The following is a 13680-nucleotide window of genomic DNA, read 5'->3' as shown; positions in this document are numbered from 1 at the left end:
TGGCGCCCGCTTGTGGCGGACGCCAGGCCGGCGGATCGAGAAGCAAGGGACTAGACCGGAACCGATTCCTCACGCTGCCGCGGCAGCGCGGCAGCGGCCTTGCGGGCGGCACGACGCTTGATGACCCGCTCACCCCAGTTCATCAAGGGACGTTCCAGCACGTAGTACGAGATCGTCGACAGGATGATCGTGCCGACCAGGGTGACCAGTTGCAGCTCCCAGAAGCCGGTACCGGCGCGGATCAGCATCAGCGGCATCGGCTCGCCGTTGAAGTAGGCGTTCGGCTTCTGCAGGTAGAAATGCATCACCGCGAACTGCCACAGGTAGACCCCGTAGGAGATCTTGCCGACGAACAGGATCACCCGGTTGGTGAACACGGCGCGGATCACGCGCGACTCGGGTCCGGGTGCGACCATCGAAAGCAACAGGCTCGCCGAAAGAATGGCCAGCAGGCCGTAGAAGATCCCTAGCGCGGTGAGACTGTAGTAGTCGTCCATGCCGATTTCACTGCCGGGACGGGCACAGTTGATCAGCAGGCAGGTCAGCGCGATGCCCAGGAACAGGACACGGTGGCGGCCGGCGAAGGTGAGCAGCTTGGGCGCCTCGTTGGGCGAGGCCTTCTGCAGCTCCAGCCAGATCGCGATGACCATGCCGATCGCGACCTCCGGCATCAGGCCCATCGGGTACCAGAACAGCGCACGGGTGCCGAGGCCGTTCATCTGCGAGTACAGCAGCCAGGCGATACCGGCGGCGAACAGCAGCGGCACGGGGAGCATCATCCGGTACGCCCGCGCCCGCGCGGTCTCGCCGCGGGAAGCGAACTTGAAGGTCGCCCAGGCCAGCAGCGGCAGCAGGAGGTAGAACTGCGCCATGTCCGGCACGGTCCAGGTGATCTCCATGCCGTTGCTCCAGCCGTCCCAGTCGTAGATGTGCAGCAACGCCAACGGCCGGAAGACGTCCCACACACTGTCGATCTGCTGGAGGTTCAGCGCGATGAGGACCACGAAGTACATCACGTAGTACGCGGGGAGCAGGCGCAGCACACGGCGGATGACCGTGCCTTCGCGTTTGCGCGGGGTTCCGTTGATGACCGACTTCGCGAACCCCTGGTAGACGAACATTCCGGTGAGCACGAAGAAAACGCCGGCGAAGATCTGCAGGCCGCCGGTGAAGAACCCGCCGACCGCGCTGGTCGAAGCGATCGTGCCGCCGAGTTCCTTGGTGCCGAGCACCCCCGCGATCATCGCGACATGCGTGAAGAGCAGGGCCAGCGCGCAGACCCCGCGCAAACCGTCGACGGCCAGATAGCGTTGTTTGGCCGGCTTTTCCGCGGCTGCGGGGGGCCCGCCTTTCCGCGTTGCGGTAACGCTCATTGTGCGTCCTTTCTCCCAAAAGCGATGGGGGTGAACCGCGTTCGAGCATTTCCACGTCACGCGGCGGAACCCAGGCCGGAAACCGGCTGCACTGCAAGCTTCGCATCGCGGGAAGGGGCTCGTCTTATTCCATTCTGCGAGAATGCGCGGCGTGAAAAAACTCGTGAGTGGTAAGGACGGTTAGAACCGTCCTTACCACTCACGAGCCGGGAGGGGGAGGATCAGGCGGCTTCTTCTTCGAGCCGTCGTGCGATGTCGGCCCGTAGTACCTTTTTGTCGATCTTGCCGATCGGGGTGCGAGGCATCGCGTCGACGATCACCAGCCGCTCCGGGAGCTTGAACCGGGCGACGCCCGCCGTCTCCATGACGTCGATGACGTCCTGCAGCTCGACGGAGGTGCCGGGCGTCGGTACGACGTAGAGGCAGCCTCGTTCGCCGAGCACCGGGTCCGGCATCGCGACCGAGGCCGCCATCTCCACCGAATCGAGCTGGTAGGCGAAGGATTCGACCTCCTCGGCGGCGATCTTCTCGCCGCCTCGGTTGATCACGTCCTTGGTGCGCCCTTCGACGACGACGTAGCCGTCCGGCCGCAGCCGCACGACGTCGCCCGTGCGGTACCAGCCGTCCGGGGTGAAGGCGCGCTCGTTGTGCTCGGGCGCGCGGTAGTACCCGCGGATCGTGTACGGGCCGCGGGTGATCAGCTCACCCTGCTCGTCCGGCGGGACCGGGTTCCCGTCCGCGTCGACGACGAGCAGTTCGTCGGCCGGGTTGATCGGACGGCCCTGGGTGTCGCAGGTGATGTCGAACGGGTCGTCCAGCCGGGTGAGGTTGGTCAGCCCCTCCGCCATCCCGTAACCCTGCTGCAGCGTGCAGCCGAACACCGAGCTGATCTGGCGGACCAGCTGATCCTGCAGCCGCGCGGCGCCCAGCGTCAGCACCTTGAACGACGACAGGTCGTGGTGCTTGTCGGCTTCGCGGTACTCCAGCCAGCGCACCACGATCGCCGGCACCACCGATGTCACCGTCGCGCGTTCGGCTTCGATCGCGCCCAGCGAGTCCCGCGGGGACGGCGACGGCGAGACGACCACGCGGCCGCCTGCCCACAGCACGCCGAGGATCGCGCTCAGCGGGTAGTTGTGCCCGAACGGCAGCACGGCGAGGTACACCGACGACGCGTCGAAGCCGAACGCGTCGGCGGATCCGTCGACATAGCAGGCGTAATCGTCGTGCGTGCGTGCGATGAGCTTCGGCAGCCCCGTGGTGCCGCCGGACAGGATCAGCAGCGCGACCGACCGCGGGTCGGGCGCCGACGTGTCCAGTTCGGCGCGTGCGGCGGCCGGATCCGCGGCCGGGGCGCACAACGCACGCAGATCCACGTGCCCGTCGCGGGCGTCACCGGCGACGATGACGTGCTCGATCGTCTCGGCGCCGGCGGCGATCCCGGCCGCCAGTTCCTGGTGGTCGAAGTCCTTCACCCGGTCCGGCACGGCGATCGCGCGCGCTTCGGACAGCTCGGCCAGATAGGACAGTTCGTGCCTGCGGTGCTGGATCAGCGCCATCACCGGGATCACACCGAGCCGGAAGCACGCCAGCGTCAGCACGACGAACTCCCAGCCGTTGGGCAGCTGGACCAGTAGCCGGTCGTCGGACCGGAGCCCCAGCGCCCGCAACCGCTGGGCGGCACCGTCCACACGGGACAGGAGTTCGGCGTAGGTCAGCCGGAAATCGCCATCGGTCAGTGCCTCGGCGTCCGGGGTCGCGTCGGCGGCGGCCACGAAGCGCGAGGCGAGCGCCTGGCCCTTCCAGTGGCCTTCGGCGACGTAACGCTCGACGAGGTCGGCGGGCCAGGGGACCGTTCCCGCACGGCTCGGCTGGACAGGTTTCGAGGGCACGACGGCCTCCCTTTCTCGTGGACTCATCCCAAGGACCGGTTGGTGGAGCTGAGGTTCTGTCCGAAAAGTGACCATGCACGTGAACCCGCCCGGCCGAAGGCCCCGCTATCGCGGTGGCAGGGCGCCTTCACCACCTGCGCGACCTGAAAGACCAGGTCGCGCCCTGCCGACGTCGATCGCGGACGCGGGTTCGCCCATGGACACGAAGCGGGCAGGCATGGATTTGGCGCCGTTGACGAAGTTCGACTCGAGCCGGGTCACCGGACCGGTCAGGCGCAGGCTGGACAGATGCGGCAGCAGTTCGGTCAGCAGCGTCGCCATCTCCAGCCTGGCCAGATGCGCGCCGAGGCAGAAATGCGGGCCGATGCCAAAGGACAGGTGCGGGTTGGGGTCGCGGCCGAGGTCGAGGCGGTCCGGGTCGGTGAACACGGCCGGATCGCGGTTGGCCGAGGTGTAGTAGACGACGACCTTGTCGCCCTCGGCGACCGGCTGCCCGGCGATCTCCGTGTCCCGCACGGCGGTGCGGCGGAACTGCATGATCGGCGTGACCCAGCGGATCAGCTCGTCGACCGCGGTGGCCACCGGCACCTCGCCGGACACCAGCCGCTCGCGTTCGGCCGGGTTGTTCACCAGTGCCTCCAGCGAACCGGAGATCAGGTGACGGGTCGTCTCGTTGCCCGCGACCACCAGCAGCAGCCAGAAGCTGCAGAACTCCCGGTCCGACAGGCGTTTCCCGTCGACCTCGGCGTTGACCAGGCGGCTGATCAGGTCGTCGGTCGGGGTTTCGCGCCGGGTCAGGCCGAGTTTCATCGCGTAGGCGAACGCCTCCGCGAACGTCCGGCGGTAGGCCTCGACGTCGCCGCCGCCGAACTCCGGGTCATCGAAGCCGACCAGCGCGTTGCTCCAGCGATAGAGCAGGTGCCGGTCTTCCGGCGGGAACCCGAGCAGGTCGCAGAGGACGAGAAGCGGCAGCTCGGCGGCGAAGTCGGCGACGGCGTCGAACTCCTGGCCGTCGGTGACCTTCTCCACCAGCCGCCGGGCGTGCGCGGCGATGCTGTCGCTCAGCCCGCGGACCGACTTCGGGGTGAACACCGTCGCCACCAGACGGCGGATCCGGACGTGCTCGGGCCCGTCCATGCTGACCAGCAGCTGCCGGGTCTGCTTGAGATCGCCCGGGGTGCGCGGGTCGGGCAGGAAGGCACCCTTGGCCGCCGACGAGAACTCTTCCGGCCGCCGCGACACCGAGTAGACGTCGTCGTACCGCGTCACCGCCCAGTAGCCGGAACCGCGCTGAGTGGTACTGCCGGCGCTGGAGTGCCTGGTCAGCAACGGTTCCGGGGTCCACGCGACCGGTTCGGTCTCCCGGCGGCGGGCGAACTCCGCGTGCGGCACGCCGTCGGCGAAGGTCGCGGGATGCGCGATGTCGGGCCGCTCGATCCCGATCGCCGCGAAGCTCTTGCGCAGTACGTCCTTGCGGAGCTTGCCGGTCGCCTCGCGGGGCAGCCGCGGGATGACGTGGTACGACCTCGGTGTCTTGAACCCGGCCAACGACTCGCGGCAAAACGGGTCCAGCACGGCGAACAGGTCTCCGGGCGCGTCGGCGGTGACCTCCACGACCGCGGCCACACGCTCACCGAACTCGTCGTCGGGGACGCCGATCACCGCCACGTCCTGGACCGCCGGATGGTTGATCAGCACGGCCTCGATCTCGGCCGGGTAGACGTTCACCCCGCCGGAGACGATCATGTCCTGCGCTCGCCCGGTGAGATAGAGGAACCCGTCCTCGTCGAGATGGCCGACGTCGCCGAAGGTGAAGGTGCCCGGCTCCAGATGCGCGGATCGCGTCTTCTCGGGGGCGTTGTGATACGAGAAGCTCTGCCCTTTGACACGCCGGACGAACACCTGCCCGGTGGCGCCCGGCGGTTGCGGTGTGCCGTCTTCGCCGAGGATCACGATCTCGTTCGGTGGCACGGCCTTGCCGACACTGCCCGGATGCGCGAGCCAGTCACGCGAGCCGGTGAGGGTGACGGCGCCGCCCTCGGTGGCGCCGTAGTACTCCGTCAGCACGGGGCCCCACCAGTCGATCATCCGGCGTTTGACGTCCGGCGAGCACGGACCGCCGCCGTGCCACACGCGGCCGAGGCTCGCCCCCGAGAACCGCTCACGGACCTCGGCGGGCAACCGCAGCAGGCGGATGAACTGGGTCGGCACCAGATGCGCGGCGGTGATCCGCTCCCGGTCGATGATGTCCAAAGTGGACTCGGGATCGAAGGACCGGCGGATCACCAGTGTCGAGCCAAGCAGGAGCCCGAGCAGCGAGAAGAACAGCTGGGACGAGTGGTACCAGGGCCCGTCGAGCAGGCACCGTTCGCGCGACGGGACGTCGAGCACGACGTGCGCGTACCGCGTCAGCTTCGCCACCCTGGAGAACGGCGCGCCGACCACGAACAGGCCGTTCACCACGCCTTTCGGCGCCCCGGTGGTCCCCGACGTGTACAACATCGTGGCACCGCAGGTCTGTCCTTCGGGCTCGGCCGCGGACATCAGGGCCAGCAACGGTTCCACCGCTTCGAAGCCGGCCTCGTCCGTGGAACCGGTGACGAGCAGCGTCGTGCATTCCCCTGTCGACCGGGCCACCGCGCGGCCCGCCGTTTCGGCGTACGCGGGCTCGACGACCAGGGCCTTGCTGCCGGAATCCGAGACGATGTAGGCGATCTCCGGATCGGTGAGATGCCAGTTGACCGGCACCACGGTGATCCCGGAATGCAGGCACGCCAACAGGACCTCGAAGGTCTCCCGTCGGTTGCCGAGCACACAGGCCAGCCGGTCTCCCTCGCCGAGCCCGCGATCCCGCAGCAGGGCGATCCAGCGGTTCACCCGCTCCCCCAGCAGGCGCCAGCCGACCGCGCCCGCCTCGTCGGCGATCGCGGTCCCGGTACCGCCCTCGGCGATGTAGTCGTTCAGTAGAGCCGGCATGACCTTCCCCTCAGTGACACTCAGTCGAGCAAATCCGGTTGGCGCCGCACGAGGTCGGCGTACAACGGCCGGAAATTGAGCCGTCCCATCCCCGGTGTCCCGATGGTCGACGCGGTGTGCCGCGCGACCTCGGGCTCGATCCGCACCGGGTTCCCGGCCGCCTCCGCGAGCAGCTGCACGTGACACGAGCTGTCCATGGTGGTGAACCACCACGCCGCTTCCTGCACCGAGCCGCCGACCGTGAGCAGCCCGTGGTTGCGCAGGATCACCGCCTTGCCGGTGCCGAGCCGGACCGCGATCCGTTTGCCCTCGTCGGAATCCAGCACCACGCCGCCGAATTCGTCGAAGACCTCGTGGTCCTCGTAGAAGGCGCACGCGTCCTGGGTGATCGGGTCGAGTTTGCGGCCGAGCGCCGCCCACGCGCGCCCATAGGTGGAATGCGCGTGCGCGACCGCGACGACGTCGGGCCGCGCGGCGTGGACGTGCGAATGGATGACGAATCCGGCCGGGTTGATCCTCCCGTCGCCTTCGACGATCTCGCCCCGGCCGTCGACCAGCAGCAGATCGCTGACCCGCACGTGTCCGAAGTGGACACCGAACGGGTTGATCCAGAACCGGTCCGGGTCGCCGGGGTCGCGGGCGGTCACGTGGCCGCCCGCGCCCTCGTCGAAACCGCGCACCGCGAACAGCCGCATGGTCGCCGCCAGCCGTTGTTTGCGGTAGAGCCGTTCCTCGTCGACGGTCCTCATCCGCAGCCGCCCGGGCTGTCCCAGTCGTAGGCGGCGCCCTCGTCCAGCAGTTCGGCGGGCACGCCGTACCACTGATCGGTGGGCAGCTCCGTGACCGTGGCCTCCTGGTCCTCGCTCATGCCGCACGCTCCTCTCGCACCGTCGGCCGCCAGACGCCGAGGAAGCCGTCCAGCCGGTCGAATCCCCAGTAACGGTGGCGGCCCCATTTGAAGTAGGGGATGCCGAAGATGTCGTCGAGATAGGCCTGGTAGAGACAGTCGACGCCCTCGGCGCGGATCTCCGGGTCGTCGACCGCGCCGACGGCCAGCTCCGGGTCGAGCCCGGCCTGTTCGGCCGCAGCGCGCACGATGCCGGGCTCGCAGATGTTGTCGCCGCGGCCCCAGCGCGCCTCGTTCAGCGCGTCGTAGAACGGCCACTCGACGCCCTCGCGGCGCGCCCGCAGCCAGGCCAGATGCGGCAGCTCCCACCACGGCTCGATGTCGATCGGCCAGGCCATCTTGCGGCCCTGTGCCTCGGCGATCCGCTTGGTGTCCATCAGCATGTACAGATGCTTCGCGCGGCTCATCTGCACGTAGTGGAACTCGCCGCCGCGTTCGTCGAGGCCGGCGCCGGTCACCGTGTCCGGATCCCAGTACGGGTAGCACTCCAGCTGTTCGAGGGCGCCGGGCACCTCGTCGCGCAGCTTGTTGATCGCGAGCCAGCTGTACGGGCTGCGCAGCGAGAAGTACAGCTTGGCGGGCCGGCTCACGTCCGGTCCCCGATCAGCGCGTGCACGACACCTTCGTCCAGCTCGGCCATGCCGCCCGCGCCCGGTCCGGCCGCGATGGCGTAGCCGTGCAGGATCTGGGCGGTGGCGACCGGGACGAGCTCCTGTCCACGTTGGACATAGCAGTCCATGCGGCCGTCGAACATGACCCCGCGCAGGATGTCGGTGACGGTGAAGACGGTGTGCACCGTCTCCTCCATCCGCGCGTCCTCCAGCAGCCGCACGCGGGCGCGGGAGACGACCGGGATCCAGGCGCGTTCGGTCAGCATCCGGCCGACGGAGATGCCGCGGTCGGCGAGGTACCGGTCGACGACCTCCTCCAGCGTCCGGACGAAACCGGAGTGCTGGACGCGGTCGGAGTAGTGGCAGTAGAAGTACGGTGCCCGCCACGACCACAGGAACGCGCCCGGCGACGCGGTCAGCACCGATTCGGCGGTCTCCCCATCCGGGATCGCGACTCGCTCCACAGTGGACTCCAGCGCCGGGACCTCCAGATGCGCCAACGCTTCGGGGGCCGCGGCCCTGGCGTCGGCCGCCCGCTCGCGGACCAGCGCGACGGTGACCTTGCCGCGCAGCACGGTGACCTTCTCACCCTCGCGGACCACCGAGAGCTGGACGTTCAGCTTGTCGCCGCGGCCGGGCGTGACCTCGACCTCGACCTCGTCGTCGAGTTCCAGCACCGCGGGCAGCTGCACCGAGCAGTCCACGATCTCCGCGCCGAGACCGTGCTGGAGGAACAGGTCGCGCGCGCTCGTGCCCTGGTCGCGCAGCCACTGCAGGACACCCTGCTCGACCAGGTACATGAAGTGCTTGAAACCGATCCAGGTGCGGATGTTGGCGCCCTCGAACGCGGGGCGGCCGTGCGTGACGGTCCGGCTTGGCCGCAGGACTGCGGTCATCGGAGCTCACCTACCTTCGGAAGGGTCCGGACGTCTTCGACGAGGCCGGTCACCTCGGCCGCGGCGTACCGGGCGTAGCGGACGTGGAAGAAGTGGTCACCGCGGTCGAGCGTGTGCAGCGTCGCGCCCGGCATGGCGTCGGCGAGGACGCGCGCGGATTCGGCGGGCAGCGTCGGGTCCAGGCCGCCGACCAGCACCTTCGTCGGGATCTCGACGTTGCCGAGCTGGAGGTCGGCGCTCGCGGCGTAGCGGTCGAACACCGCAGCGAAGCCGAGCGGGCCGGCGCGGTTCAGCGCGATCTTGACCATGCCGTCGACGACCTCGGGGTCCAGCGAGGCCGCTCGTTTGCCGAGCCGGGCGCGGACACCCTCGCCGACGTGCGCGGTGAACGTCTCGCGCGAGCGTTCGAACATCCGCCAGGTCACCTCGTAGCGGGGCAGGCGGTAGAAGGGGCAGAACAACGCCACCGACGAACCGACGCGCGGGTCGAGCGCGCACATCAGGTCCAGCGCGGCGTTGGCGCCGAACGAATGCGCGACGAGGACGTCCGGCCTGGCGCCGACCATGTCCAGCCCGTCGCCGAGCCATTTGCCGAAGGAGCGGTTGCGCCAGCGGAAGTCGTTGCCCGCCTTCCACGGCAGCTCCAGCGAAACGATCCGATAGCCCTGATCGAGATGCGCGGCCAGCGGCGTCCAGCTCTTCCAGTGGCCTTCCATCCCGTGCGCGAACAGCACCAGCGGCGCACCGGGCCTGCCGGGCGCGATCGTGTGCGCCTTCACCGCCGAACCGTTCACCGGAACCCCATCTCATCGCTGTACTCGGTGACGGTGACCGACGGCCCGCCGTCCGGACGCCGCGGGCCGATGCCCACGCGGCCTTCGCCTTCCGTGACGGCGAGGTGGGCGGCGAGCGCGAGCTCCACGACCCCGTGCGCGCCGTAGAAGTCGCCCCACCGTTCCTTGACGTCGAAGCCGCCTGGGCCGACCGTGCGCCGGGGCATGGGCATTCCGGGACCGGCGTCGACGACAACGTGCCCGGAGTTTTCGCGCCAGGGCTCGAGGATCGCGCACGCGCTCCCCGCGCGCAGCGGTCCGTCGTGCAGGATCGAGGCGATCTCGTCGTCCGGCTCGGCCCCGACGAGCACCACCCGTGTGGCCCGGCCGGAGCGCAGGAGCAGGCTCGCCATCCGCAGGCCCGCGTGCCCCGCCGTGCTGCCGGAACACAGCATCAGGTTCGGCCCGCCGAAGCCGAACCACAGCGCGACCGTGCTGGCCACGACGTTCGGTGAGACGTTGGGCGCGTCCAATACGCTCACCGCGCGGCCGCCTTCCGCCTCGACCGCGCGCGTCACCTTCGCGACCGTCTCGACGTTGCCGAGGTTGCTGCACGCGACCACCGCCGTGCCGGTCTCGATCGGCCCGGTGGCCCGCTGCCCCGGTTCCCAGCCGAGCGCGCGATGGACCGCGCACAACGCCAGACGGGTCGAGGGTTCCTTGTACAGCAGGCCCTTCCGCCCGAGGACGGTGGCGGCCTTCTCCGGCGGCGCGCCGTCGAACCCCTCGATCCCCGGCAGGTGCAGGCTCCAGCCCGTGAGGAGCAGGCGGGTCTCCCCCGCGCGGCCGGTCATGCCCGCTCCAGCAGGGTGACGGCGTTGACCCCGCCGAAGCCGAACGCGTTGACCTGCACCAGTTCCGGCTGGGCGGCGACCGCTTCGCCGATGACCAGACGCAATCCGGTTGCCTCGTCGAGCGGCTCGGAAAGGCCGGTGACCGCGGGAACCTCGCCGGTGGCGAAGATCCGCAACGCGACGTCCACATTGACCAGTGCGGCGCTGCCGGAGGTATGCCCCGTGGCGCCCTTGACCGCGGTGACGAGCGGGTTCCCGCCGCCACCGAGGACGACCTTGCGCAGCGCGTCGCATTCGACCGGGTCGTTGAGCGCGGTGCCGGTCGCGTGTGCCACCACGACGTCCACATCGGACGGTATCCGGCCCGCACGCGTGAAGGCGTCGGACATCGCGCGGGCGATGCCCTCGATGTCCGGCGCGGTGGCGTGGTAGGCGTCGCAGGAGAGTCCGGTCGCGGTGACCTTGCCGAGCGCCGGACCGTCCCAGGTCTCGGGGACGACGACGAGCACCGCCGCGCCTTCGCCGAGGAGCACGCCGGTGCGGTCGCGGTCGAACGGGCGCACCCGCTCGGTCGGCTCCTCGGCGACCCGGCCGATCATGGCGAGCATCGACCGCGTCATCGCGTCGGCGGCGGCGACCACGACGGCGTCGCATTCGCCGAGCTCCAGCAGATCCTGCGCGAGCGCGAGCACATGGCCGCCGGCACTGCACGCGTTGACGACCGTGGTCACGTCCGTGACGCCGGGCAGCGCGCCTGCCACGACGTCGGCGAAGTCCAGCCGATCGGCGGGCGGGGTCTCACCGGTGAGCGCCAGCCGTTCCACCCCGGAAAGCTCACGAAGACCCGTGCCGACGAGAACGGCGACCCGCTGGGTGGCGGTGTCCACACCGGACTGAGCGACGGCTTCGGCCAGGCATTCGGCGAGGAGCCGTCCCGCACGGAACGGCTCGTCGGCCAGGTCTGCATGGTAACCGTTGGCGACGTTCAGCTTCTCCGGATCGCCGTACCTGAGCGGTGAGACGCCGCAGGCACCGCGAAGCAGGCCCTCGAACGTCTCCGCTCCCGAACCGAGGCAGGTGCGCACCGCGCTACCCGCGATCAGGACCGCCATCGGCGTACCTCCTCACGATGGCGGCGCCCACGGCACCGTCCGCGCCCCGCGCGGTGAGCAGGCTCAGCCCTGGCCGGGTATCGCGGTCTTCGGCGAGCAGGACACCCAGCGCCACCGCGCCGGACGCCGCGTCGCATTCACCGAACAGCCGCTTGACCATGACCCGTTCCGGGCGGTGGCCGAGCGCACGGACGATCGGGCCGTACTCACGACGGTCGCCGTCATCGGCCTCGCCCGTGTACACAGTGGACACTTCGGACGCGTCGGCACCGGCCTTCGCCAGCACCCGGTGCACACATCCGGCGAGCGCGGTCTCGGCGGCGTCACCACCACCGGGCCCGTACGCCGTGGCGACCGCGAGGACCCCGGCGCGCCGCCGCGTGCCCGCCCACTCGGGCGTGTTCTCCTTGGCCAGCACGAACATCCCGGCCGCCTCACCGGCGGCGACGACCTCGGTCGCCCCGGTCAGATGTGTCGACCAAGCGCGGTGCGGGGTGAACTCCTCCACCGCGCCGGCGACCACGACGTCGACGTGGCCGCGCTCGATCGCGTTGCCGGCGTAGCGCAGGGCGTTGAGGAAACCGAGCGTGCCACCCGCGATGGTGGTGTTCACCCCGCGCAGGCCGAACCGGATGGCGACCTGCCCCGCGGCGCAGTTCATCACCGTGTTCGGGAACAGCATCGGGTTCACCAGATACGGCTTCTCCTGCACGAGGGTCTCGCGCGTGTAGTCGCTGGTGGACTTGAAACTGCCCAGCGAGGTCCCGAGCACCACACCGATCCGCGGCCGGACCTCGTCGTCGAGCTCGACCCCCGCCTCGCGCAGCGCCTCCTGGCAGCACACCACGGCGAGCCCGGTGGCGCGGTCGTAGGTGCTGGTTCCCTTACGTCCCAGGTGTTCCCGCGGGCTGAAGCTCGGCAGAAAATGCCCATTCGCCGCGGGTAAGGGTTCCTCGTAGAGATCTCCGATCTCGTGGCCCTTCTGGACCTGACCCGCCTCGGCCAGCTCGAGCCGCTTCGCCAGCGCGTCCACGCCGACGCCCGCGGAGGTCAGCGCGCTCCAGCCGGTCACCACCACACCGCTCATTCTGGCGCTCCCAACATCACGATGGCGTTGTTGCCACCGAAGGCGAAACCGTCGTTCTGGACCACCCGGACGTTCGCCTGCCTGGCCGCGTTCGGCACCGGGTCGACGCCCAGCTCCGGGTCCTCGGTGGTCCAGTTGACCGTGGGCGGCAGGAAACCGCGGTCGATCGCGATGGTCGAGGCGATCGCCCCGAACCCGCAGGCCGCGCCCATGGTGTGGCCGAGCATCGATTTGATCGAGCTGATCGGCGGCGGACGCTCGCCGAAGACCTCGAGCACGGCCTTGCTCTCGACCAGGTCGTTCACCTGCGTGCCGGTGCCGTGCGCGCAGATGTAGTCCACATCGGACGGTGAGATCCCGGAATTGCGGTGCGCGATGCGCATGCATTCCGCGACCGTCGGCGCGTCCGGGGTGACCGGGTGGATGGCGTCGCAGTTGACGCCGTACCCGAGCAGCTCCGCGTAGATCGTGGCGCCCCGTTTCGTGGCGTGCTCCAAGGTCTCCAGAGCGAGGACGGCGCCACCCTCGCCGGTGAGGATGCCCGCGCGGTCCTTGTCGAACGGGGTGCAGGCGTCCTTCGCCAGCGCGCCGAGCCGGTAGAACCCGGCGTGCGCCCAGCGGCACACCGAATCGGCGCCGCCGGCGAAGACGACGTCGGCCTCGCCGCCGGCCAGCAGGTCGTAGGCGTAGCCGATCGCGTAGTTGCTCGCCGAGCAGGCGGTCGCGATGGTCAGCGACTCCCCGGCGAGCTCCAGCTCCTCGCTGACCGCGTTCGCCAGCCGGTTGGCGGGCAGCTGGGTCAGCAGGGCCGGGTCCTGCGCGGCGAATCCGCCGTCGATGATCTGCCCGGTGAGCGCCTCCGCGACCGCGGATTCACCACTGGTGGTGCCCATGATCGCGTGGGCGCGCCCTGGCGTCACCGACGTCAGGTCGAGCCGGGCGTCGGCCACCGCCAGCCGCGCGGCGCTGGCCGCGAACTGGCTGGACCGGCCCCAGCTCGCCGGATCGACCCGGCGGAGCTGGGCACCCGGATCGAAGGTCTGGACCTCGCCCGCGTTCCGGTGCGGGAACCCGGCCGGGTCGAAGCTGGTGATGGGCGAGATCCCGGATCGGCCGGTGCGGAGCGCCTCGGCGAACGCGGCGATCCCGATCCCGATGCTCGACACCGGGCCGACCCCGGTAACGACAACGCGGGCCAC

12 protein-coding genes are annotated in these 13680 nt (G+C 69.9%); all 12 read right to left on the bottom strand.

Going from position 1 to position 13680, the window contains the following annotated elements; all coding sequences use genetic code 11:
- Positions 1-50: 50 nt before the first annotated feature.
- The 12 genes from ACFWIW_RS38315 to ACFWIW_RS38260 all read right to left on the bottom strand — a co-directional run bounded on the left by ACFWIW_RS38315 (position 51) and on the right by ACFWIW_RS38260 (position 13680).
- On the bottom strand, positions 51-1373 hold the full coding sequence (locus ACFWIW_RS38315; protein WP_378372974.1) for an acyltransferase family protein: 1323 nt from the start codon (positions 1371-1373) through the stop codon (positions 51-53).
- A gap of 221 nt (positions 1374-1594) precedes the next feature.
- A complete protein-coding gene (locus ACFWIW_RS38310) occupies positions 1595-3265 on the bottom strand; it encodes a (2,3-dihydroxybenzoyl)adenylate synthase (protein WP_378372973.1) in 1671 nt (556 codons plus the stop codon).
- Between the two features lie 105 nt (positions 3266-3370).
- Complete coding sequence (locus ACFWIW_RS38305; protein ID WP_378372972.1) at positions 3371-6241, bottom strand: cytochrome P450; 2871 nt, start codon at positions 6239-6241, stop codon at positions 3371-3373.
- Between the two features lie 20 nt (positions 6242-6261).
- Positions 6262-6990, bottom strand: coding sequence for a class II aldolase/adducin family protein (locus tag ACFWIW_RS38300; protein WP_378372971.1), 729 nt, complete (start codon positions 6988-6990; stop codon positions 6262-6264).
- On the bottom strand, positions 6987-7109 hold the full coding sequence (locus ACFWIW_RS38295; RefSeq protein WP_255431380.1) for a hypothetical protein: 123 nt from the start codon (positions 7107-7109) through the stop codon (positions 6987-6989). The genes ACFWIW_RS38300 and ACFWIW_RS38295 overlap by 4 nt, the downstream gene beginning before the upstream one ends.
- Positions 7106-7738 carry a DsbA family protein gene (locus ACFWIW_RS38290; protein WP_378372970.1) on the bottom strand — a complete coding sequence of 211 codons (633 nt, stop codon included), beginning with the start codon at positions 7736-7738 and terminating at the stop codon, positions 7106-7108. Before ACFWIW_RS38290 ends, ACFWIW_RS38295 begins: the two co-directional genes overlap by 4 nt.
- Positions 7735-8655 carry a thioesterase gene (locus ACFWIW_RS38285; protein WP_378372969.1) on the bottom strand — a complete coding sequence of 307 codons (921 nt, stop codon included), beginning with the start codon at positions 8653-8655 and terminating at the stop codon, positions 7735-7737. Before ACFWIW_RS38285 ends, ACFWIW_RS38290 begins: the two co-directional genes overlap by 4 nt.
- Positions 8652-9449: an alpha/beta fold hydrolase gene (locus ACFWIW_RS38280; protein ID WP_378372968.1), complete on the bottom strand. Its 798-nt coding sequence runs from the start codon at positions 9447-9449 to the stop codon at positions 8652-8654. Before ACFWIW_RS38280 ends, ACFWIW_RS38285 begins: the two co-directional genes overlap by 4 nt.
- Entirely contained in the window at positions 9446-10282 is an 837-nt protein-coding gene (locus tag ACFWIW_RS38275) for a beta-ketoacyl synthase N-terminal-like domain-containing protein (RefSeq protein ID WP_378372967.1), read from the bottom strand. The genes ACFWIW_RS38280 and ACFWIW_RS38275 overlap by 4 nt, the downstream gene beginning before the upstream one ends.
- Positions 10279-11394 carry a beta-ketoacyl synthase N-terminal-like domain-containing protein gene (locus ACFWIW_RS38270; protein ID WP_378372966.1) on the bottom strand — a complete coding sequence of 372 codons (1116 nt, stop codon included), beginning with the start codon at positions 11392-11394 and terminating at the stop codon, positions 10279-10281. Before ACFWIW_RS38270 ends, ACFWIW_RS38275 begins: the two co-directional genes overlap by 4 nt.
- Positions 11372-12481: a beta-ketoacyl synthase N-terminal-like domain-containing protein gene (locus ACFWIW_RS38265; protein ID WP_378372965.1), complete on the bottom strand. Its 1110-nt coding sequence runs from the start codon at positions 12479-12481 to the stop codon at positions 11372-11374. The genes ACFWIW_RS38270 and ACFWIW_RS38265 overlap by 23 nt, the downstream gene beginning before the upstream one ends.
- Positions 12478-13680, bottom strand: coding sequence for a beta-ketoacyl-[acyl-carrier-protein] synthase family protein (locus ACFWIW_RS38260; RefSeq protein WP_378372964.1), 1203 nt, complete (start codon positions 13678-13680; stop codon positions 12478-12480). Before ACFWIW_RS38260 ends, ACFWIW_RS38265 begins: the two co-directional genes overlap by 4 nt.

It is taken from the genome of Amycolatopsis sp. NPDC058340 (genome assembly GCF_042723975.1).
In the GTDB taxonomy this organism is placed as follows: domain Bacteria; phylum Actinomycetota; class Actinomycetes; order Mycobacteriales; family Pseudonocardiaceae; genus Amycolatopsis.
Note: the sequence above shows the minus strand (reverse complement) of the source record. Positions and strands in the feature narration are given on the sequence as shown.

Excerpts from the sequence above, each read along its gene's own strand:
- ACFWIW_RS38305 (WP_378372972.1), bottom strand. The coding sequence starts at position 6,241 with ATGCCGGCTCTACTGAACGACTACATCGCCGAGGGCGGTACCGGGACC.
- ACFWIW_RS38265 (WP_378372965.1), bottom strand. The coding sequence starts at position 12,481 with ATGAGCGGTGTGGTGGTGACCGGCTGGAGCGCGCTGACCTCCGCGGGC.
- ACFWIW_RS38275 (WP_378372967.1), bottom strand. The coding sequence starts at position 10,282 with ATGACCGGCCGCGCGGGGGAGACCCGCCTGCTCCTCACGGGCTGGAGC.
- ACFWIW_RS38295 (WP_255431380.1), bottom strand. The coding sequence starts at position 7,109 with ATGAGCGAGGACCAGGAGGCCACGGTCACGGAGCTGCCCACCGATCAG.
- ACFWIW_RS38270 (WP_378372966.1), bottom strand. The coding sequence starts at position 11,394 with ATGGCGGTCCTGATCGCGGGTAGCGCGGTGCGCACCTGCCTCGGTTCG.
- ACFWIW_RS38300 (WP_378372971.1), bottom strand. The coding sequence starts at position 6,990 with ATGAGGACCGTCGACGAGGAACGGCTCTACCGCAAACAACGGCTGGCG.
- ACFWIW_RS38285 (WP_378372969.1), bottom strand. The coding sequence starts at position 8,655 with ATGACCGCAGTCCTGCGGCCAAGCCGGACCGTCACGCACGGCCGCCCC.
- ACFWIW_RS38315 (WP_378372974.1), bottom strand. The coding sequence starts at position 1,373 with ATGAGCGTTACCGCAACGCGGAAAGGCGGGCCCCCCGCAGCCGCGGAA.